The sequence below is a fragment of the Companilactobacillus sp. RD055328 genome, assembly GCF_022835675.1.
Lineage (GTDB): Bacteria > Bacillota > Bacilli > Lactobacillales > Lactobacillaceae > BQUT01.
This window is the reverse complement of the sequence record NZ_BQUT01000005.1, coordinates 418769-438636: the sequence shown is the minus strand read 5'-3', so window position 1 is coordinate 438636 and position 19868 is coordinate 418769. Positions and strand designations below refer to the sequence as shown.

The window sequence follows — 19868 nt, the reverse complement described above, 5'->3', positions numbered from 1 at the left end:
CATACTTTTAATATATTTAATGTTTGTTTTTTAGGTATAATAGAAAATGAAATTAAGAGGTGAGAAGAAAATGGCGCAATTATTTTTCAAGTATGGTGCAATGAATAGTGGAAAATCTATTGAGATTTTAAAGGTTGCACACAATTATGAAGAACAAGGTAAGTCAGTTATTCTGATGACAAGTGTTATCGATGATCGAGATGAAGTTGGTTATATTTCGAGCCGAATCGGATTGAAGCGCGAAGCTGAAGTTATTAGTGAAGATACTAATATATTCGAAGAAGTACAAAAGCATGATAAAAATATTGCTTGTCTCTTATTAGATGAAGCTCAGTTTTTAAATAAAGACCAAATTATTCAATTAACAAAGATTGTTGATGATTTGAATATTCCAGTAATGGCTTTTGGATTGAAGAATGATTTCCAAAATGAATTATTTGAAGGCACTAAATATCTACTATTATTAGCGGATAAGCTTGAAGAGATGAAAACAATTTGCTGGTTCTGTACGAAGAAAGCCAGCATGAATATGCGTGTTTTGAATGGTAAGGCTGTATTTGATGGTGAACAAATTGCTGTTGGTGGCAATGATATGTACTATCCTGTATGCAGAAGACATTACTTTAATCCACCAGAAAATATTTAAGGGAGTTACACATTGGACAAAATATTTGATCAATTAGATGGATTGCTTGATAGATATAGTGAATTACAAGAATTAATGAGTGATCCAGAAGTTATTAATGATACTAAGCGTTACATGGAACTCTCTAAAGAAGAAGGGGACATGAGAGAAATTGTCGCCAAATATAGAGAGTATAAAAAACTAAAACAAAATATTAGTGATAATGAAGAATTATTACGTGAAACTAATGATTCTGAAATGGAAGACATGATTAAAGAAGAATTGTCTTCTGATAAAGCCACACTTAGTGAAGTTGAAGAAAAAATCAAAATTTTGATGCTTCCTAAAGACCCTAATGATGACAAGAATATCATTATGGAAATTCGTGGAGCTGCTGGTGGAGATGAATCTAGTTTGTTTGCTGGCGATTTATTAAACATGTATGAACGCTATGCCGAAAAACAAGGCTGGACTTTTGAATTAATCGACCAAACATCTACTGAAGTTGGTGGATACAAAGAAGTTTCTATTATGGTCAGTGGAAAAAATGTTTATTCAAAACTGAAATACGAAAATGGAGCACACCGTGTTCAACGTATTCCATCAACTGAATCACAAGGCCGTGTACATACTTCAACTGCTACTGTTGCTGTTATGCCCGAATATGATGGTGTTGAATTGGAACTTGATCCTAAAGATATCAGAACTGATGTTTATCGTTCATCAGGTGCTGGTGGTCAACATATTAATAAGACATCTTCAGCTGTACGTATGACCCATTTACCTACTGGGATTGTTGTAGCAATGCAAGATCAACGTTCACAACAACAAAACCGTGAAAAAGCAATGAAGATTTTGAAATCTCGTGTATATGATTTTTATGAATCACAAAACCAAAATGAATACGATGAAAGTCGTAAATCAGCTATTGGTACGGGAGATCGTTCAGAACGTATTCGAACATATAATTATCCACAAAACCGTGTCACAGACCACCGTATTGGTTTGTCTCTTAATAAGTTAGACAGAATAATGACTGGTGAAATTGGTGAAGTTATTGATGCCCTAATCTTATGGGATCAAACAAATAAACTGGAGCAAATTCAAAATGGAGAAGCACAGTTATTCTAATGCCCTAAATAGGGCTTTTTTAATACTTAATGAAAAAAATATCGATAATGAAGTGGCTGTTTACTTAATGGAAGAAATGATGCAATGGACTCATACAAAGTTTTTATTGCATCAAAATGAAATCATGGAAGAAACAGACTACAATCGCTTTTTTGAGATGATTACAAAAGCCAGCCAAAATCATCCTCCTCAATATATTCTGGGTGAGGCATGGTTTTATGGGCGAAAGTTCAAAGTGACACCAGATACTTTAATTCCACGACAAGAAACAGAAGAATTGGTTTCACAAGTTTTGCATGATATAAATAAGGAACAAGGCTTAGATATACTGGATATTGGAACAGGCACGGGCGATATTTTGATAACTTTATCATTAGAAAAACCCGACAATCATTATTTAGGCTTAGATATATCTAAAGAAGCTTTAGAAGTAGCACAAACTAATGCTAATAATTTAGCTGCAGATGTTGAATTTATCCAAAGCGATTTGTTTCAACAAGTTACCGGTCAGTTTGATGTGATTACTTCTAATCCACCTTATATTGCTGATGAAGAACGAAGCGTTATGGATCAAAGCGTTCTACAATTTGAACCTGAACTAGCATTATTTGCTGATGATAATGGACTTGCAATCTATAGGAAGATTTTTACAAAGATAGATCAGTTTTTAAAGCCTAAAGGTCGAGCATACTTTGAATTTGGTTATCATCAAAAAGAACAACTTGAAGAACTAATTAATAAACAATTACCAGAATTTGAAGTAGAGTTTTATCGAGATTTAACTGATAATTGGCGTTATTTAAAAATGTATCGAAAAGAGGAATTTAATTAAATGGATTCGAAATTAATTTCTAAAGATGATTTGAATCAAGCAGCAGAATTTTTAGAGCAGGGTGAATTAGTGGCATTTCCTACTGAAACGGTTTATGGCTTAGGTGCAGATGCTACTAATGAAGAAGCTGTGAAAAAGGTTTACCTTGCTAAAGGGCGGCCGAGTGATAATCCGCTAATTTCTCACGTTAGTAATCAAGAAATGGTTTGGTTATATGCAGACGAATCTTACAAAGAACAAGCCACAAAATTGATGGATGCTTTTTGGCCGGGGCCATTAACAATAATCTTGCCTATTAAGCCTAATGCTCTATCAAAGAGTGTGACAGGTGGATTAACAACGGCGGCTTTTAGAATGCCTGATAATGAAGTTACACTTGAATTGATCTCTAAATTCAAGAAACCGCTAGTGGGACCTTCTGCGAATACGTCGGGAAAGCCAAGTCCAACTATGCCAATGCATGTTCTACACGATTTAGATGGGAAAATAGCTGGCGTGATAGATGATGGCCCTTGTAAAATTGGTGTTGAATCAACGGTTATCGACTTATCTGTTACAGTTCCAACTATTTTAAGACCAGGTTTTATTACCTATGACGATTTAACTAATGCTTTAGGTGAAGTTCAAAGCGATCAACATCACGTGAAAAAAGAAGAAATTCCTAAAGCACCTGGAATGAAGTACAAACATTACGCACCAACGGCTCAAGTAATAATTATAGATAATAAAAACGATTTCAAAGAGGCGTATCAAGAATATAGTCAAAAAGGTGTCGTAGGACTTCTAGCAACCGATGATATATTAGACACATTTAATATAGAAGAAAAAAATACGTTTTCACTTGGTAAAAACTTGCAAACTTCTTTGCAAGAACTGTTTTCTGGACTGCGATATTTTGATAATATAGAAGCAGTGAAATTTATTTTGGCACAAGGTTATTCTGGTGACGGAATATCTGGAGCTTATATGAATAGATTGAACAAGTCTGCTGGTCAGATACATTACACAAAGGGAGAGAAATAATGTCAAAATTTACGGTTTTTGATCATCCATTGATTCAACATAAATTAACAATGATTCGTGACAAGAATGCCGGAACAAAAGATTTCCGCGAAATTGCTAACGAAATTGCTGGTTTAATGGTTTATGAACTAACACGTGACCTACCATTAGAAGATGTTGAAGTTGAAACACCAATGGGTAAGTCAATTCAAAAGCAACTTGCAGGTAAAAAATTGGCTGTAGTTCCTATATTACGTGCTGGTTTAGGAATGGTTGACGGAGTTATTCAATTAATTCCTGCAGCCAAAGTAGGACATGTAGGTATGTATCGTGATGAAGTTACTTTAATGCCACACGAATACTTTGTTAAATTACCTAGTGATATTGATCAACGTGAATTATTTGTTGTTGATCCAATGCTTGCTACAGGTGGTTCAGCAAACATGGCAATTGAAGCATTGAAGAAACGTGGTGCAAAAAATATTCGCCTTGTTGTTTTAGTTGCCGCTCCTGAAGGTGTAAAAGCCGTTCAAGACGCTCATCCTGATGTCGATGTTTATGCAGCATCATTAGATGATAAACTAACTGAAAATGGCTATATTTTCCCTGGATTAGGTGATGCAGGTGATAGATTGTTTGGCACAAAGTAATAAAATTAAAATTTAAATGTGAATAAACGTTGATATGACGTGAATTTTTTTGTTTTTTTTATATCAAAAGTCTTTTGAAATTTGTTATCTTTGGTGCTATTATTTGTTTTATTATGGATGAGTAAATCAATCCATTTTACAAATAATCGGAAGGGGGTTAGACCTTGAATGAAAATTATCCCATCGTAGAGCTTTTGGGCATTAGATTTAATGTTGCCAATTGTCTCTCAGGATTGTTAGCTGCTGTTCTTGTTTTTATTTTAGTTTTCGCACTTTCGCGTAAAGTTGAAATGAAACCAGGTAAGGCACAAAACTTCTTAGAGTGGATGATGGATTTTACAAATGGGATTGTTAAATCAGCAATACCCGGTAACGAAGGACGTACTTTTTATCTTTACGCATTTGTAATGTTTTTGTTTATCTTCGTATCGAACCAAATCGGATTGTTCTTACAAATCACGGTTCATGGTCAACCTATCATCAAATCTCCAACTGCAAGCCCTCTTGTAACAATGGCATTAGCATTAATCACATTATTACTAAGCCATTATTATGGAGTGAAGAAGTATGGCATTGGTGATTATTTAGGTAGTTATATCAAACCGGTTGGATTTTTATTGCCAATTAATTTGATTGAAGAATTCACAAACTTTATGACATTGTCACTTCGTTTGTACGGTAACATTTTTGCCGGTGAAATATTATTAGCTCTTATTGGAAGTATGGCTCATAGTTTTGGAATTGCAACGTTTATTGGAGTTATGCCAATCGAAATGATTTGGCAAGGATTCTCAGTATTCATTGGCTCAATTCAAGCTTACGTCTTTACGACACTTTCGATGGTTTATATTTCACATAAGCTAGAAAGAGAATAAATTAATTATTTGGAGGATTTACGAAATGAAAGAATTAGCAGCAGGTATCGCAGCTGGATTAGCAGCTTTAGCAGCTTCATATGGTAACGGACATGTTATCTCAAAAACAATTGAAGGTATGACTCGTCAACCAGAAATTGCAAGTAAGTTACAAGGAACAATGTATATTGGTGTTGGTTTGATTGAAGCTGTTCCTATCTTGGCAATTGCTATCTCATTCCTTATTCTTTTTGCATAAAAAGATATATTAAATTAAAAAGAAGGGAGTGACTTAACATGGCAGAATATCTAGTACTTGGTGCAGAGACTTCTACGCTTGGTGACTTTCTATTTTATTTAATTTCTTTTATCGTTTTAGTTGTTTTAGTTAAGCATTTTGCTTGGGGTCCCGTTATGAAGATGATGGATGCTCGTTCAGCTAAAATTACTGATGATTTAGAATACGCTGATAGCGAACGTGAAAAAGCCGAAAAAATGGTTGAAGAACGTGAAATGGCTTTAAAAAATTCTCGTTCTGAAGCTGTTGAAATTGTTTCAACTGCTAAAGAAAATGGTGAAAACCAAAGAAAAGCAATTGTGGATGCAGCCCATTTGGATGCTGAAGCTGTAAGACAAAAGGCTCAAGAAGACGCTAAACAAGCAAAAATTGACGCTATGAATGATGTTCGTGAAGACGTAACAGATATTTCGGTTTCAATTGCTTCTAAATTAATTCAAAAGGAATTATCAGCCAATGATCAAAAATCATTGGTCGACTCTTACATTAAGGAGTTGAGCGCTGATGAAACAAAGTAGAAATCAAGCGGCATATAAGTATGCAAAAGCACTTTTTGAAGTAGCTAACGAAAGAAAAGAATTAGCTACTATTTTTCAAGAAATTAAAGCTTTGCAGGTTATTTGTTCAGAAAATGAACGTTTAACTTTGGCTTTATCAAGTAGAACAATATCAAAAAAAGATAGATTTGAATTACTTGATACCTTGAAAAAACCTTTTAGTGATACAACACAAAATTTTTTAAGCTTGTTGTCAGACTATAATCGTTTAGCCATACTTCCTATTATTATCGATAGTTTTATCGCACTATACGATGAACAAAATGGTATTTTAGAAGCTACAGTGACTACAACATATCCATTAGAAACTGATCAACTTAATGCATTAAAAGATTCTTTAAAGAAGCGCTTTGATTCCAACGAAATTAATATTAAAAATGATATTAATTCATCCATTATGGGTGGCGCAGTTATTCGTGTTGGTGATCAAATAATTGATGGAAGTATTCAACGAAAACTAAGTGATATCAAAAAAATATTGCTAGAAAAGTAAAGCATTGAGGTGAAATTAATGAGCATAAAAGCTGAAGAGATTAGCGCTCTTATTAAAGAACAGCTTAATAATTATCATGAAGACCTCTCAGTTGAGGAAGTGGGAACTGTTACTTATGTTGGTGATGGTATAGCCCGTGCTCATGGATTAGAAAATGCTATGGCTAATGAATTATTGGAATTTCCTAATGGTTCGTATGGTATGGCTTTGAACTTGGAATCAGATGATGTTGGTATCATCGTTCTAGGTAAATTCGACAATATTCGTGAAGGCGATACAGTTAAAAGAACTGGTCGTATCATGGAAATTCCTGTTGGTGATGAACTAATTGGACGTGTCGTTAATCCATTGGGACAACCCATTGATGGTAAAGGTGAAATTAAAACAAATAAAACTCGACCAATTGAATCGCCAGCTCCTGGTGTAATGCAACGTAAGTCAGTTTTTGAACCTTTACAAACTGGGTTGAAAGCTATTGACTCTCTTGTACCAATTGGTAGAGGACAACGTGAACTTATTATTGGTGATAGAAAAACTGGTAAGACATCAGTTGCTATCGATACAATTTTGAATCAAAAAGATCAAGACATGATTTGTGTTTATGTTGCTATTGGTCAAAAAGATTCAACAGTTAGAAATCAAGTAGAAGTACTTAAAAAATATGGTGCCATGGATTACACAATCGTGGTTGAAGCCGGACCTGCTACTCCAGCTCCATTACTATATATCGCTCCTTATGCTGGAGCTGCAATGGGTGAAGATTTCATGTACCGTGGAAAACATGTTTTGATAATTTATGATGACTTAAGCAAACAAGCTACAGGTTACCGTGAACTCTCATTACTTCTACGTAGACCGCCTGGTCGTGAAGCTTATCCTGGTGACGTATTCTACTTACATTCACGTTTACTAGAAAGAGCTGCTAAGTTAAGTGATGATTTAGGTGGAGGATCAATGACAGCATTACCTATCATTGAAACTCAAGCTGGTGATATTTCAGCTTATATTCCAACTAATGTTATCTCAATCACTGATGGACAAATCTTCTTAGAAAGTGATTTGTTCTATTCTGGAACTCGTCCAGCTATTGATGCTGGTGCTTCTGTTTCTCGTGTTGGTGGAGATGCCCAAATTAAGGCTATGAAGAAAGTTGCTGGTACATTACGTCTAGATCTTGCTTCATATCGTGAATTGGAATCATTTGCTCAATTCGGATCAGATTTGGATTCAGCAACACAAGCTAAGTTAAATCGTGGACGTCGTACAGTTGAAGTATTGAAACAACCAGTCCATTCACCAATCGTTGTTGAGAATCAAGTTGCAATTCTTTATGCCTTGGGACATGGATTCTTAGATGATGTTGAAGTCGATAACATTCTTGACTATCAAAATCAATTGTTTGATTTCTTAGCAAGTAATAACAAAGACTTATTAGATGAAATCAAAAATACTGGTAATTTACCAGATACTGACAAAATGGATGCTGCAATCAAAGCCTTTACAGATGGTTTTGTTGCTGGGCAAGCTAAAAAATAATAATGGATCGGAGGATGCAAGATGGCAGAGTCATTAATTGATATCAAACGTAGAATAGCTTCTACTAAAAAAACCAGTCAAATAACTAATGCTATGCAAATGGTTTCTGGTTCAAAGTTGATGAAGATTGAAAAGCAATCGATAACTTATCAGATGTATGCTGAAAAGTTGAAGAGTGTTGTAAGTCATTTGGCCTCCAGTAAATTATTAGAAGAAGTTCGCACTTCAGCTGCAGCAGAAGTAACTAATCAAAATTCATTATTATCACTGAATAACTTATTAGTTGAACGACCTGTTCAAAAGACTGCGTACATGGTTATTACTAGTGATCGTGGCCTAGTTGGTGGTTTTAACAGTAATATCTTGAAAGCAATGATGAATATTATTAAAGAAAAACACAACAATAATAAAGATGAATTTGTTATTGTCGCTATTGGTGCAACAGGCGCTGAGTTCTTTAAAAATCGTGGATATAATGTAGCATATGAATATCGTGGAATTAGTGATGTTCCAACTATTGATGATGTAAAACCTATTGTTAATACGTTGATTCAACTTTATATCTCAGGTGTATATGACGAATTATTTATTTGCCATAATCACCATGTTAATTCATTAACTTCAGAGTTTATCTCTGATCAATTGCTTCCAATTACTAATCATGTTAATAATGACAATGAAGTTGCTGAAGAATATATTGCTGATCCTTCTCCTGTAGAAGTATTACAACAAATTCTTCCACAATTTGTTGATAGTTTAGTATTTGGTTCAATGCTAGATTCTAAAACTGCTGAGCATGCTGCCTCTATGACGGCTATGAAGAGCTCAACTGACAATGCTAATAATTTAATTTCAACATTAACTACTAAATTTAATCGTGCTCGACAAGCTCAAATCACTACCGAGATTACTGAAATCGTTGGTGGAGCTGCTGCACTTGAATAAGAGAAAGGAGTAACGTGATGCAAGAAGGAAAAGTTGTTCAAGTCATTGGTCCAGTTGTTGACGTTGAGTTTTCACTTGACGAACAATTACCAGATATTAACAATGCTCTTATTGTTTCAAAAAATGACGATACAACCATTACCCTTGAAGTTGCCCTAGAACTTGGAGATGGTGTTTTAAGAACTATCTCAATGGCTTCTACTGATGGACTTCAACGAGGAATGAAAGTGTCTGACACTGGTGCTCCTATTTCTGTGCCAGTAGGTGAAGAAACTTTGGGCCGTGTGTTCAATGTTTTAGGAGACCCTATTGATGGCGGAGAAGAGTTTAAAAAAGACTTCCGTCGTGATAGTATTCATCGTGAAGCACCAAAATATGATGAATTAAGTAATACAAAAGAAATTCTAGAAACAGGAATTAAAGTTATTGATTTACTAGCTCCATATTTAAGAGGTGGTAAGATTGGATTGTTCGGTGGTGCCGGTGTTGGTAAAACCGTTCTTATTCAAGAGTTGATTCATAATATTGCTGATGAACATGGTGGTATTTCTGTGTTTACCGGTGTTGGTGAAAGAACTCGTGAAGGTAACGATTTGTACTACGAAATGAAAGAGTCTGGTACTCTTGAAAAAACAGCCATGGTGTTTGGGCAAATGAACGAATCACCTGGGGCTCGTATGCGTGTTGCCTTAACTGGGTTAACAATTGCGGAATATTTCCGTGATGTTGCTGGACAAGATGTGTTGTTATTTATTGATAATATCTTTAGATTTACACAAGCTGGTTCTGAAGTTTCAGCTTTACTTGGACGTATGCCATCAGCCGTTGGTTATCAACCAACATTGGCTACAGAAATGGGTCGTTTGCAAGAACGTATTACTTCTACTAAGAAGGGATCAATTACATCAATTCAAGCTATCTATGTTCCAGCTGATGATTATACTGATCCTGCTCCTGCAACAACTTTTGCCCATTTGGATGCTACAACTAACCTTGAAAGATGGTTGACAGAACAAGGTATATATCCTGCTGTTGATCCACTGGCTTCTACATCAAGTGCGCTTGATCCGGAAATTGTTGGAAAAGAACACTATGAAGTAGCTGTTGAAGTTCAAAGAGTTCTTCAAAGATATCGTGAATTGCAAGATATTATTTCAATTCTTGGTATGGATGAACTTTCAGATGAAGAAAAAACAATAGTTGCAAGAGCTAGAAGAATTCAATTCTTCTTATCTCAAAACTTCCACGTTGCTGAAACATTTACAGGACAACCTGGTTCATATGTTTCAACTGAAGACTCAGTTAAAGGATTTAAACAGATTTTGGATGGTAAGTTTGATGACTATCCTGAAGATGCTTTCCGACTTGTTGGTGGAATTGATGATGTTATTGCAAAAGCTAAAAAAATGGGATATAACCCTGAACCTTTAGCCGATGACACTCAAAAAGCTGCAAATGAATAGGAGGAACAATAATGGCTGATGATAAGAATGTAATAACAGTCAATATAGTTACTCCTGCTGGGTTGGTGTATGATCATAAAGCTTCAATAATTATTGCTGAGGCTGTCGATGGCAGTTTAGGAATAATGGCTAATCATGAACCAATTATTGCACCACTAAAGATTTCGGAATTACGTGTAAAACGTGTTGATAATCCAAATCATGAAAATGCAATTGCAGTAAATGGAGGTTTCTTGGAATTTAGTAACAATGTAGTATCTATTGTTGCTGATAGTGCTGAACGTGCACGTGACATTGATTTACGTCGTGCGGAATATGCTCGCCAAAAAGCCGAAGAAAATATTGAAAAAGCTGTAGAAACAAAAGATAAAGATACTGAACAAAGAGCGCGTGTTGCATTAGCTCGTGCTGTTAATAGAATTAATGTTTCAAATCATAAATAAAAGACAGCTATTAGCTGTCTTTTTTTATTTTTCATTAAGGTATTAATATTTGGCATTTCTAGTATGTTAAATATGATAGAATCTCATAGAAAGGTACAGATAATATGCAATCAATAGGACTTCAAGGAATTATTACTATAATTAGTCATTTATTTTTTATTTGGATAAGTTTAAACTTGGTATCAATGATCGATACTAGTAAGTTCATAAAAAGAGGAGATCCTAAAAGAGCGCAGTTATTAATGATGTTTATTGCGATTACATTAGGATTTAGTGTCAGCTCGTTTTTTATTAGTGTAATAAATGCATCACAGAATTTGAAATTTTTGTTTTAGATGAGGGTAATTTAATGGAACAGATTGTTATTAATGGGGCAAACAGATTAAAAGGAAGCGTTGAAATTGAAGGAGCAAAGAATGCTGCTTTGCCTATTTTAGCTGCAACGATTCTTACATCAGAAGGAAAGGTTAATTTAGATAATATTCCACCACTTTCTGATGTTATTATCATGGGGAAAGTTTTAGAAGCGTTAAATATTAAAGTTGAATTTGATAAGTTTTCTAAAACTATGTCTATTGATGCAACTGCAGATTTGAACTCCGTGGCGCCTCAAGAATTAGTTGAGAAAATGCGTGCTTCTATTGTTGTATTAGGACCATTAGTAGCGCGTTTGGGTTATGCAAGAGTAGCAATGCCTGGTGGATGTGCAATTGGTTCAAGACCAATCGATTTGCATCTTAAAGGACTAAAACAACTAGGTATTGAAATTAATCAACAAGCTGGATTTATTGAAGCTACAGCTAAAGATTTACATGGAGCTGAAATTTATTTAGATTTCCCAAGTGTTGGAGCTACTCAAAATATTATGATGGCTGCGACTTTAGCTGAAGGAAATACTGTGATTGAGAATGTTGCCCGCGAACCAGAAATTGTTGATTTAGCTAATATCTTAAATAAAATGGGTGCTCAAGTTTCAGGAGCAGGTACTGATACAATTAAAATTAAGGGTGTGAAGGCTCTTCATGGATGTGAACATTCAGTAGTTCAAGACCGGATTGAAGCTGGAACTTATATGGTTGCTGCAGCAGTTTCAAAAGGTGATGTATTAATTGAAGATGCAATGTACGAACATAATCGCCCACTTATTTCAAAATTAATTGAAATGGGAGTTAAAATTGAAGTTACTGATGCCGGAATACATGTTGTTGGGCCAGAAGTTCTACAACCAACTGATGTTCAAACAATGCCACATCCTGGCTTTCCAACTGATATGCAAGCTCAAATGACAGTTGCCCAATTAATGAGTAATGGAACGAGCGCTATGAATGAAACGGTTTTTGAGAATCGTTTTATGCATTTAGAAGAATTGAAGAAAATGAACGCTAAGTTCCGTATTGAAGGCAATTCAGCAATTCTTGAAGGACCAACCAAGTTTTCTGGTGCTCAAGTCTCTGCTACTGATTTGCGCGCTGCTGCTGCTTTAGTAATTGCAGGAGTAATCGCAGACGGTGAAACAAGAGTATCGCGATTAGAGTATATGGATCGTGGTTATTATCAACTTGTAAGTAAATTTAAAAAACTAGGCGTAGACATTAAACGAGTAAGTATTGATGAGTCTGGACGAGAAACATTAATAACAGATATCACTGACAATAGTAAATTGGCTTAAAAGACAGTTCACCTGTCTTTTTTATTAGGTTATGAATAATGCATTTTGTGATATAATTTTGTAGTTAGAAATATTTAGGAGGATCAGTTAATGGCAAAGGATATTGGGATTGATTTAGGAACGGCTAATGTATTAATTAATATAAAAGGTGAAGGAATTGTCTTGAATGAGCCTTCTGTTGTGGCAGTAAATACAAGTAATAATGAAGTAGTTGCTGTTGGTACAGAAGCTTATGAAATGGTGGGAAGAACACCAGGAAACATTCAAGTTATTCGTCCACTTGAAGACGGTGTCATTTCTGATTTTAAAACTACTGAGAGTATGTTGACTTATTTTATTGATAAATTAAAAGTAAGAAGCAAATTCTCAAAGCCTAATATCATGATTTGCTGTCCTGCTGATGTTACTTCTGTTGAACAACGTGCAATTATTGAGGCTGCTGAAAAAGCTGGTGGCAAACAAGTTTATCTTGAACTTGAACCAAAGGTTGCTGCTGTTGGAGCTGGTATGGATATATTTAAACCACAAGGTAACTTAGTTATTGATATTGGTGGTGGAACAAGTGATATTGCTGTTCTTTCAATGGGCTCAGTTGTATCAAGCAATTCATTACGTTTAGCCGGAGATAAGATGAATTCAGATATTCAATTTTATGTTAAACAAAAACATAACTTGATGATTGGTGAACGTACAGCTGAAACCATTAAGAAACAAGTCGGATCTGCTTTTGAACCAGATGCAAGTGTTGTTATTCCTATAAGCGGACGTGATTTGATGACAGGATTACCTCGTGAAGTATCTATTAATGAAGTTGAAGCTGAAGAAGCATTACATGAATCACTGCAAGCAATTATTGAAGCAACAAAAGGGGTTTTAGAAGTTACTCCTCCTGAACTTGCGGCTGATATTATTGATCGTGGTGTTATGCTTACTGGTGGTGGTTCATTACTCAAAGGGATGGACAAATTATTTGCTAGAGAATTACAAATTCCAGTATTACTTGCAGAAGATCCACTAGATTCAGTGGCTTTAGGAACAGGAATTTTGTTAGAACACATTAACAAAAAATAGAGGTGGATTTTTAATGCGCAACGAAGAGTATGGTAAAGATTACAGAAATAAAAGGTTTAAATCATTTAAACGAATTATTATGTGGTTTTTTATTTTAATGATTGTTGGTTTAATGATTGGATCACTTATGGGAAGTTCTAATCCATTTCTAATTTTTTGGCCACCAGCATGGAGCCATTTCTTTGGATTTTTACATTAAAAACCATGATTAAAAAAATATTGATTTCATTGGTTGTTTTTTATCAAAGAAATATTAGTAGATATACAAGACCACACTGTCGATTTGAGCCAACTTGTTCTAATTATATGATTGACTCTTTGAGAAAGCATGGGATATTTTTTGGATTAATTATGGGTGTGGCTCGTATAATTAGATGCAATCCATTTAATAAGACTGGCTTTGATCCGGTTCCAGATAAATTTACAATCTTTAGAAATAAACGTCCTTATCAAACGTAATTTAGGAGAACACATTGTCAAAAAAGAACAAGCCAAGAGAAGTTGAATTAAAAGAAATAAAAAAAGATATTGAGTATGAACTATGGGAATCAAAATACTTAATTGGTAGAATTACTAAAAATTCAGATAAGTATGATTATGTTTTGAATGGTACTGATTCACTTAAATCCAGCAAAGATTTGGATAAAGCAATTAATGAATTGATACTTCAATATAATTTACACAATCATTAATAGAGGTTATTTATGGATAAAAGTAATCGACAACAATCCCCAAAAGATGATGATTCTAGAATAGATTATGGGATTATCTTGTCGGTCATGTTATTGGCATTGATAGGACTAGCTTCCATTTATGTTGCGGCTAGTCACGATAAAGCGGTAACTTCACCGGTGAAGATGTTAATTACACAATTAGTTTGGTATGTAATTGGTGCAGGTATGATTGCATTTATTATGCAATTTGATGCTGAGGACTTATGGAAATTAGCTACGGTTGCCTACTGGACTGGGATTGTTCTTCTTATATTAGTCTTATTTTTATATAGTCGAGCGTATGCTGCTAAAACAGGTGCTAAAAGTTGGTTTGCACTAGGACCATTAACATTTCAGCCATCGGAAGTAATGAAACCGGCATTTATATTAATGTTGGGAAAAGTAATTACAGTACATAATAATGAATATAGTTTACACAGTTTTAGAAGTGATATGATTTTAATTGCAAAAATGCTTAGTTGGTCAATACCAGTATTAGTATTATTAAAATTGCAAAATGACTTTGGGACTATGTTAGTTTTTATTGCTATTCTTGGTGGTATGTTTTTGGTATCAGGAATAGATTGGAAAATCATTTTAACAGCTGGACTAGGTGCAGGTTTTATAGGTGGTGGAGCATTAATCCTCGTTATAACGGATAATGGACGTAAGTTTTTAGAGAACTTTGGTTTCAAAGCGTATCAATTTGCACGTGTTGATACATGGCTTAATCCATCACAAGACACTTCAAATAATGGATATCAATTATGGCAGAATATGAAAGCTATTGGATCAGGGCAACTGGTAGGTAAGGGATTTAACAATGTTGATGTTACTGTACCAGTTCGTGAATCAGATATGATTTTTTCCGTTATTGGAGAAAATTTTGGTTTCATTGGAGCTTGTACTTTAATATTTATTTATTTCTTACTTATATATCAAATGATTAGAGTTACATTTGACACTAAGAACGAATTTTATGCGTATGTATCAACAGGGGTAATCATGATGATTCTGTTCCATGTTTTTGAAAATATTGGTATGAGTATAGGATTACTTCCATTGACTGGTATTCCACTACCATTCATTTCTCAGGGTGGATCTGCCTTACTAGGAAATATGATAGGAATTGGATTAATAATGTCAATGAGGTATCATTATAAGAGTTATATGTTTGGTGATACTAAGACTTTTAAATAAAAGAAGGTTATTTTTATGACTAATGATTCAGAATATTTAAAAATTACAGAAGAAGATAATTATTATACTGTTGGACTTCAAGCATCTGCAAAAGAAGCATTGGGAGATGTCAAATTTGTCGATATTGTAGAATCTAATAAGAGTTTGAATAAAGGTGATATGTTTGCTTCTGTTGAAGCTAAAAAAGCCGTAGTAGAGCTTGAAATGCCGTTAGATTCAAAGATTATTGAAACAAATAGTGATGTTGAAGATAATCCTGAAAGTATCTATGATAATGATACATGGCTTGTTAAGTTAGAAAAGAAGTAGTTTGTATATAAATTAGCGTTTTGATACTATCAGATATAAGATAATGTCGAAGCGTTTTTTTTGAGAGAATTAATCGATAGTTTATTTATTAGGTGTACTGTTGTGTAATTGATCTGGAGGAAACCGGAATATGAAAATCTCGGGAGAAAGAATCAAAGCTCGACGTAAATTAATAGGATTATCACAAAGTGAATTAGCTGATGAAATATGTACTCAAGCAACAATTAGTTTAATAGAAAAAAAGAATAAAGTACCGAGTATGGAGATTCTAATAAGTATTTGTGATCGACTAGAACTTAGTATTGATTCGGTAATCATTGAAGATAGTAATTTAGTTAGTGGTATCTTAAAGAATGCCGAAAAAAATCTTCATGCTTCTGATTTAAATGAATTAAAAGAAAATATTGATAAAATTGATGAGAAGAAATTAGTTAATAATCAAGAGCTTCGTCAATATTATTACTTTAAGGCATATTTAGAATTAAAATTAAACAAAAATTACGACAAAGCAATTTTTATTTATACACGTGCGTTTAATGCCACTTCTAGAGTAAATGATATATATGACGTATTAATAAATTTATTCATTAGTGAAGCATACTTGGCTAAAGATGCTTTAGAAGAGGCCCAAATTTATGCTGATCAAGCTGAAATGATTATTCAATCTAATAACTTTGAAAAAAATGGTTTTTCGATTAATAGAGTACTAATTTTTAAGAATATTTCGGAGATTTTTATTAAACTAGGTAATAATAAAAAAGCTTTGTCGTATGCTAAACAGGGTATAGTAGAATCTAATAAACGAGAATCATATTTCTTGTTAGATAATTTTTATATAACTTTAGCGCAATTAGAGAATGATAAATTTGCGGCAATGGCGGCATATGTGATTAGTTCAATTAGAAATAATGACAATATAAATCAACAAGCTAAAAAAATAACAAACGAACTGAATATTGAATTGAATTGAATAAAAAAAGGATGACTTTAGTCATCCTTTTTTTCTGGTTTTTTATTATCAAGATCGGTTCTTACTACCAGAACATCACATTTAGCAGTTCTTGTAACAAATTCTGTAACTGATCCAATGAGTAGACGTTCAACGGCATTAAGTCCAGTTGCACCAATCATGATCAAATCAATATTAGTTTTTTTAGGAAATTCTTCAGAAATGATTGACTTAGGAGCACCATATTCAATGGTAGATTCAACATCTGAAATCCCTGCATCTTTTGCAGTTTTTACATAACCATCAATTGTTTCTTTAGCTTTTTGTGTTACTTGTTCTACCATCTCAGAATCAAAACTTGAGACACTTTGGAATGCTCTTGTATCAATTACATGAAGAATGTGAAGACTAGCTTTGTTTCTTTTTGCGACTTCCATAGCTTTTCTGAAGGCTAATTCAGCTTCAAAAGATCCATCGATAGGGACTAAAATACTTTTGTATTGTTGTAACATAGTAATCACCTCGTTTGCTTTTCTTAACTACATTGTAACCACTAGAAAATTTTTTCACAAGTTTTTTAAAATCTAAAAGCGAGAATCATTTTTGTATGATTCTCGCTTTTTTATTAGATATTAATTTTATTTGAAATGAATATTGCGTAATAAGCAGCGCAGATACTACCAAATAGTAGGGCAGATAGACTTAAGGTTTTATTGTCTAAAAAGACAGTTATAAAACTAAAGACGGCTGTTATTAAAAATAATATTGAAATTGCTCTTGTTGTGATTTTGTATTGAATTAAATTCTCTTGTGCTATTTGTACAAAAGGCTCATTAGTGTGTTTTAGTAAGTAGTAGGCGATACCAAACATCAAAAATGAAAATAGCAGCATTAGAATACTGATTAACATATATTTCTCCTTCAAATTTAAATAAAAAAGCGGTTCATATAGAACCGCTAAAACACTTTAAATGACGTTTAGCATCTAGTAGTTGTCCCCGCTTTAAGTTAAAGAATTAGGATGCCCCATTACTAATCACTTCTTTGCACAAAAGTATGCTCATAGTAATGTGTAGTATCCAAGGACAAGTTATAAGTGTTCAGTCAACTAAGATGAATGCCTATCGCTCATTCAAGTATTTATACCATTATAGTATCAATAGTAATGCCCTTAATCAATCAATATGTATGTTATTTAATTTTTTATATTGTTGTTTAAGTGCTTGTTCATATTTACCAGTGTCTTTTGGTTCATAATATAAGGAATCTTTTATATTGTCTGGTAAGTATTGCTGAGCTACCCAGTCGCTAGGGTAATTATGAGGATATTTATAGCCAACACCATGACCTAATTTTTCTGCACCTTTGTAATGTGAGTCTTTGAGATGGTCCGGGATGTTGCCAGTTTTTCCAGATTGGATATCACTCATTGCGGCATCAATGGCAGTCATCGCTGAATTTGATTTTGGACTAAGACACAAATCTATAACTGCAACTGCCAAAGGTATTTTTGCTTCAGGTAATCCTAAAGATAGGGCGGCTTGCGTAGCCTCTACAGTACGTGCACAAGCTTGCGGATTAGCTAATCCAATATCTTCATACGCACAAACAGTTAACCGGCGTACAACAGAAACTAAGTCGCCTGCTTCTAACAAGCGTCCCATATAGTGTAAGGCTGCGTTAGTGTCACTTCCGCGAATTGATTTTTGAAAAGCAGAGATGACATCGTAATGCCCATCACCATCTTTATCAGCAGTTAATGCCTTACGTTGAATCGATTCTTCAATAATTTCAAGAGTAAGATGGATTATGCCCTTTTCGTTTGGGTTAGTTGACTTAGCAGCTAGCTCTAGGCCATTCAAGATACTTCTAAGATCACCGTTTGTGGAAGTGACTAAAAGTTTCATGGCGGTATCGTCTAACTCAATATTTAACTCTCCAAGTCCGACTTCTTTATCTACTAAGGCACGCTTAACAGCTTTTTCTAAATCGTGTTCGTTTAATGGATATAGTTCAAAAATTTGAGTACGAGAACGAATGGCAGGACTAATATTAATATAAGGGTTTTCAGTTGTTGCACCAATTAAAATAATGGACCCTTGCTCTAATAGGGGTAATAAGAAGTCCTGTTTAGTTTTGTTTAATCTATGAATTTCATCTAATAATAAAACTACAGTCCCGCTCATTTTTGCTTCTTCAGCAATAATCTTTAATTCTTTTTGGCCATCGGTTGCGGCATTAAGAGTGCGGAATGCATATTTTGTACTACCAGCAATAGCACTGGCAATACTGGTCTTACCGATTCCAGGTGGTCCATATAAAATCATTGATGATAAGAGTTTGGCATCAACCATGCGACGAATGATTTTACCGGGACCCACTAAATGTTCTTGACCGACAATATCGTCTATTGTTTTGGGTCTCATTTTATATGCAAGAGGCTGTTGCATTGTAATACTCCTTAAATTTCGTTATCTTAATAGTAACAGTAAATGGCAAAGAGGTAAAAGATGTTCAATTCAAATGACTTTAAAGTTTTTGATGATCCAACATTAGAGGGACGATTAAAAAAGATAAGAGAGATAATTGATCCTAAATTTGAAATCATAGGTGAGGAACTTATAAAAAAATATCAACCTCAATTTGATGAACAATTATATGTTCATGTAGCTAAGCATGCTCGTCGGCACAAAAACCCACCACCAGATACTTGGTTTGCAATTAGCACTAATAAAAGAGGGTATAAAGCATTGCCACACATTGAAATTGGTTTGTGGCCTGAGAGTTTTTATTTGAACTTATCATTTTTAGCAGAAATTGATGATAGACAATTGGTTGTTGATAAGCTAAAAACATTGAAACTTTATAATGAAAAATTACAAATATCTAATGACCATACTACAAGTGCGATGAATGAATTAACTGAAGAGAGTTTACAGCATTCATTAGACAAATACTTGAGAACTAAAAATAAGGATTTAGTAATTGGTTTTAGATATTCTAAGGATTCGTTTAACTATCAAACGATGGAAAAAGATTATTCAATTATATTTGATATCTTCTCTGAATATAATATTTAGAAAGGGTACAAAAAAAGACATCCAAGTTGGATGTCTTTTTTGATAACC

The 19868-nt window shown here is 34.0% G+C and carries 26 protein-coding genes; 23 read left to right on the top strand and 3 right to left on the bottom strand.

What is annotated here, in order from left to right; genetic code table 11:
• Window positions 1-70 precede the first annotated feature (70 nt).
• From RD055328_RS04300 to RD055328_RS04195, 22 genes are all read left to right on the top strand, one after another.
• Window positions 71-646, top strand: a complete 576-nt coding sequence (locus RD055328_RS04300; protein ID WP_244087570.1) for a thymidine kinase — start codon at window positions 71-73, stop codon at window positions 644-646.
• A gap of 12 nt (window positions 647-658) precedes the next feature.
• Window positions 659-1756, top strand: coding sequence for a peptide chain release factor 1 (gene prfA, locus RD055328_RS04295; RefSeq protein WP_244087569.1), 1098 nt, complete (start codon window positions 659-661; stop codon window positions 1754-1756).
• Window positions 1734-2588, top strand: a complete 855-nt coding sequence (prmC, locus tag RD055328_RS04290) for a peptide chain release factor N(5)-glutamine methyltransferase (RefSeq protein WP_244087568.1) — start codon at window positions 1734-1736, stop codon at window positions 2586-2588. Before prfA ends, prmC begins: the two co-directional genes overlap by 23 nt.
• The gene (locus RD055328_RS04285; protein WP_244087567.1) at window positions 2589-3611 is read left to right on the top strand and encodes an L-threonylcarbamoyladenylate synthase; all 1023 of its coding nucleotides are present in this window, start codon (window positions 2589-2591) and stop codon (window positions 3609-3611) included.
• Window positions 3611-4240, top strand: coding sequence for a uracil phosphoribosyltransferase (gene upp, locus RD055328_RS04280; protein ID WP_244087566.1), 630 nt, complete (start codon window positions 3611-3613; stop codon window positions 4238-4240). Before RD055328_RS04285 ends, upp begins: the two co-directional genes overlap by 1 nt.
• Window positions 4241-4404: 164 nt before the next feature.
• Window positions 4405-5115, top strand: coding sequence for a F0F1 ATP synthase subunit A (atpB, locus tag RD055328_RS04275; protein WP_244087565.1), 711 nt, complete (start codon window positions 4405-4407; stop codon window positions 5113-5115).
• A 25-nt stretch (window positions 5116-5140) separates the two neighbouring features.
• On the top strand, window positions 5141-5353 hold the full coding sequence (gene atpE, locus RD055328_RS04270; RefSeq protein WP_244087564.1) for a F0F1 ATP synthase subunit C: 213 nt from the start codon (window positions 5141-5143) through the stop codon (window positions 5351-5353).
• Window positions 5354-5391: 38 nt separating this feature from the next.
• Entirely contained in the window at window positions 5392-5910 is a 519-nt protein-coding gene (atpF, locus tag RD055328_RS04265; RefSeq protein WP_244087563.1) for a F0F1 ATP synthase subunit B, read from the top strand.
• Window positions 5897-6442, top strand: a complete 546-nt coding sequence (atpH, locus tag RD055328_RS04260) for an ATP synthase F1 subunit delta (protein WP_244087562.1) — start codon at window positions 5897-5899, stop codon at window positions 6440-6442. The genes atpF and atpH overlap by 14 nt, the downstream gene beginning before the upstream one ends.
• Window positions 6443-6460: 18 nt before the next feature.
• A complete protein-coding gene (atpA, locus tag RD055328_RS04255; protein WP_244087561.1) occupies window positions 6461-7978 on the top strand; it encodes a F0F1 ATP synthase subunit alpha in 1518 nt (505 codons plus the stop codon).
• A gap of 21 nt (window positions 7979-7999) precedes the next feature.
• The gene (locus RD055328_RS04250) at window positions 8000-8923 is read left to right on the top strand and encodes a F0F1 ATP synthase subunit gamma (RefSeq protein ID WP_244087560.1); all 924 of its coding nucleotides are present in this window, start codon (window positions 8000-8002) and stop codon (window positions 8921-8923) included.
• A 17-nt stretch (window positions 8924-8940) separates the two neighbouring features.
• The gene (gene atpD, locus RD055328_RS04245; RefSeq protein ID WP_244087559.1) at window positions 8941-10386 is read left to right on the top strand and encodes a F0F1 ATP synthase subunit beta; all 1446 of its coding nucleotides are present in this window, start codon (window positions 8941-8943) and stop codon (window positions 10384-10386) included.
• 11 nt (window positions 10387-10397) lie between these two features.
• Window positions 10398-10829 (top strand): F0F1 ATP synthase subunit epsilon, encoded by a 432-nt coding sequence (locus tag RD055328_RS04240; protein WP_244087558.1) that lies wholly within the window; start codon window positions 10398-10400, stop codon window positions 10827-10829.
• A gap of 104 nt (window positions 10830-10933) precedes the next feature.
• A complete protein-coding gene (locus RD055328_RS07285; RefSeq protein ID WP_279593915.1) occupies window positions 10934-11164 on the top strand; it encodes a DUF1146 family protein in 231 nt (76 codons plus the stop codon).
• A gap of 14 nt (window positions 11165-11178) precedes the next feature.
• Entirely contained in the window at window positions 11179-12498 is a 1320-nt protein-coding gene (gene murA, locus RD055328_RS04230; RefSeq protein WP_244087557.1) for a UDP-N-acetylglucosamine 1-carboxyvinyltransferase, read from the top strand.
• Between the two features lie 90 nt (window positions 12499-12588).
• Window positions 12589-13569, top strand: coding sequence for a rod shape-determining protein (locus RD055328_RS04225; protein ID WP_244087556.1), 981 nt, complete (start codon window positions 12589-12591; stop codon window positions 13567-13569).
• A 13-nt stretch (window positions 13570-13582) separates the two neighbouring features.
• Window positions 13583-13768, top strand: a complete 186-nt coding sequence (locus tag RD055328_RS04220) for a DNA-directed RNA polymerase subunit beta (protein ID WP_244087555.1) — start codon at window positions 13583-13585, stop codon at window positions 13766-13768.
• Between the two features lie 8 nt (window positions 13769-13776).
• Window positions 13777-14028, top strand: coding sequence for a membrane protein insertion efficiency factor YidD (gene yidD, locus RD055328_RS04215; RefSeq protein ID WP_244088141.1), 252 nt, complete (start codon window positions 13777-13779; stop codon window positions 14026-14028).
• Between the two features lie 14 nt (window positions 14029-14042).
• On the top strand, window positions 14043-14261 hold the full coding sequence (locus RD055328_RS04210) for a DUF2969 family protein (protein WP_244087554.1): 219 nt from the start codon (window positions 14043-14045) through the stop codon (window positions 14259-14261).
• Between the two features lie 12 nt (window positions 14262-14273).
• Entirely contained in the window at window positions 14274-15482 is a 1209-nt protein-coding gene (locus RD055328_RS04205) for an FtsW/RodA/SpoVE family cell cycle protein (RefSeq protein ID WP_244087553.1), read from the top strand.
• Between the two features lie 15 nt (window positions 15483-15497).
• On the top strand, window positions 15498-15791 hold the full coding sequence (locus RD055328_RS04200) for a glycine cleavage system protein H (protein WP_244087552.1): 294 nt from the start codon (window positions 15498-15500) through the stop codon (window positions 15789-15791).
• A gap of 130 nt (window positions 15792-15921) precedes the next feature.
• Window positions 15922-16761 (top strand): helix-turn-helix domain-containing protein, encoded by an 840-nt coding sequence (locus tag RD055328_RS04195; RefSeq protein ID WP_244087551.1) that lies wholly within the window; start codon window positions 15922-15924, stop codon window positions 16759-16761.
• Window positions 16762-16778: 17 nt separating this feature from the next.
• Here RD055328_RS04195 and RD055328_RS04190 read toward each other — a convergent pair whose 3' ends face one another.
• The 3 genes from RD055328_RS04190 to RD055328_RS04180 form a co-directional block, all read right to left on the bottom strand.
• Window positions 16779-17252, bottom strand: coding sequence for a universal stress protein (locus RD055328_RS04190; RefSeq protein WP_244087550.1), 474 nt, complete (start codon window positions 17250-17252; stop codon window positions 16779-16781).
• 113 nt (window positions 17253-17365) lie between these two features.
• Window positions 17366-17650 (bottom strand): hypothetical protein, encoded by a 285-nt coding sequence (locus RD055328_RS04185; RefSeq protein WP_244087549.1) that lies wholly within the window; start codon window positions 17648-17650, stop codon window positions 17366-17368.
• Between the two features lie 265 nt (window positions 17651-17915).
• A complete protein-coding gene (locus RD055328_RS04180) occupies window positions 17916-19190 on the bottom strand; it encodes a replication-associated recombination protein A (RefSeq protein WP_244087548.1) in 1275 nt (424 codons plus the stop codon).
• 60 nt (window positions 19191-19250) lie between these two features.
• Between RD055328_RS04180 and RD055328_RS04175 the strand changes: the two genes are divergently transcribed.
• A complete protein-coding gene (locus RD055328_RS04175; RefSeq protein WP_244087547.1) occupies window positions 19251-19820 on the top strand; it encodes a DUF1054 family protein in 570 nt (189 codons plus the stop codon).
• Window positions 19821-19868 lie beyond the last annotated feature (48 nt).

Coding starts and splice junctions, on each gene's coding strand:
- RD055328_RS04300 (WP_244087570.1), top strand. CDS start 71: ATGGCGCAATTATTTTTCAAGTATGGTGCAATGAATAGTGGAAAATCT.
- prmC (WP_244087568.1), top strand. CDS start 1,734: ATGGAGAAGCACAGTTATTCTAATGCCCTAAATAGGGCTTTTTTAATA.
- RD055328_RS04285 (WP_244087567.1), top strand. CDS start 2,589: ATGGATTCGAAATTAATTTCTAAAGATGATTTGAATCAAGCAGCAGAA.
- upp (WP_244087566.1), top strand. CDS start 3,611: ATGTCAAAATTTACGGTTTTTGATCATCCATTGATTCAACATAAATTA.
- atpE (WP_244087564.1), top strand. CDS start 5,141: ATGAAAGAATTAGCAGCAGGTATCGCAGCTGGATTAGCAGCTTTAGCA.
- atpF (WP_244087563.1), top strand. CDS start 5,392: ATGGCAGAATATCTAGTACTTGGTGCAGAGACTTCTACGCTTGGTGAC.
- atpH (WP_244087562.1), top strand. CDS start 5,897: ATGAAACAAAGTAGAAATCAAGCGGCATATAAGTATGCAAAAGCACTT.
- atpA (WP_244087561.1), top strand. CDS start 6,461: ATGAGCATAAAAGCTGAAGAGATTAGCGCTCTTATTAAAGAACAGCTT.
- RD055328_RS04250 (WP_244087560.1), top strand. CDS start 8,000: ATGGCAGAGTCATTAATTGATATCAAACGTAGAATAGCTTCTACTAAA.
- atpD (WP_244087559.1), top strand. CDS start 8,941: ATGCAAGAAGGAAAAGTTGTTCAAGTCATTGGTCCAGTTGTTGACGTT.
- RD055328_RS04240 (WP_244087558.1), top strand. CDS start 10,398: ATGGCTGATGATAAGAATGTAATAACAGTCAATATAGTTACTCCTGCT.
- RD055328_RS07285 (WP_279593915.1), top strand. CDS start 10,934: ATGCAATCAATAGGACTTCAAGGAATTATTACTATAATTAGTCATTTA.
- murA (WP_244087557.1), top strand. CDS start 11,179: ATGGAACAGATTGTTATTAATGGGGCAAACAGATTAAAAGGAAGCGTT.
- RD055328_RS04225 (WP_244087556.1), top strand. CDS start 12,589: ATGGCAAAGGATATTGGGATTGATTTAGGAACGGCTAATGTATTAATT.
- RD055328_RS04220 (WP_244087555.1), top strand. CDS start 13,583: ATGCGCAACGAAGAGTATGGTAAAGATTACAGAAATAAAAGGTTTAAA.
- RD055328_RS04205 (WP_244087553.1), top strand. CDS start 14,274: ATGGATAAAAGTAATCGACAACAATCCCCAAAAGATGATGATTCTAGA.
- RD055328_RS04200 (WP_244087552.1), top strand. CDS start 15,498: ATGACTAATGATTCAGAATATTTAAAAATTACAGAAGAAGATAATTAT.
- RD055328_RS04195 (WP_244087551.1), top strand. CDS start 15,922: ATGAAAATCTCGGGAGAAAGAATCAAAGCTCGACGTAAATTAATAGGA.
- RD055328_RS04190 (WP_244087550.1), bottom strand. CDS start 17,252: ATGTTACAACAATACAAAAGTATTTTAGTCCCTATCGATGGATCTTTT.
- RD055328_RS04185 (WP_244087549.1), bottom strand. CDS start 17,650: ATGTTAATCAGTATTCTAATGCTGCTATTTTCATTTTTGATGTTTGGT.
- RD055328_RS04180 (WP_244087548.1), bottom strand. CDS start 19,190: ATGCAACAGCCTCTTGCATATAAAATGAGACCCAAAACAATAGACGAT.
- RD055328_RS04175 (WP_244087547.1), top strand. CDS start 19,251: ATGTTCAATTCAAATGACTTTAAAGTTTTTGATGATCCAACATTAGAG.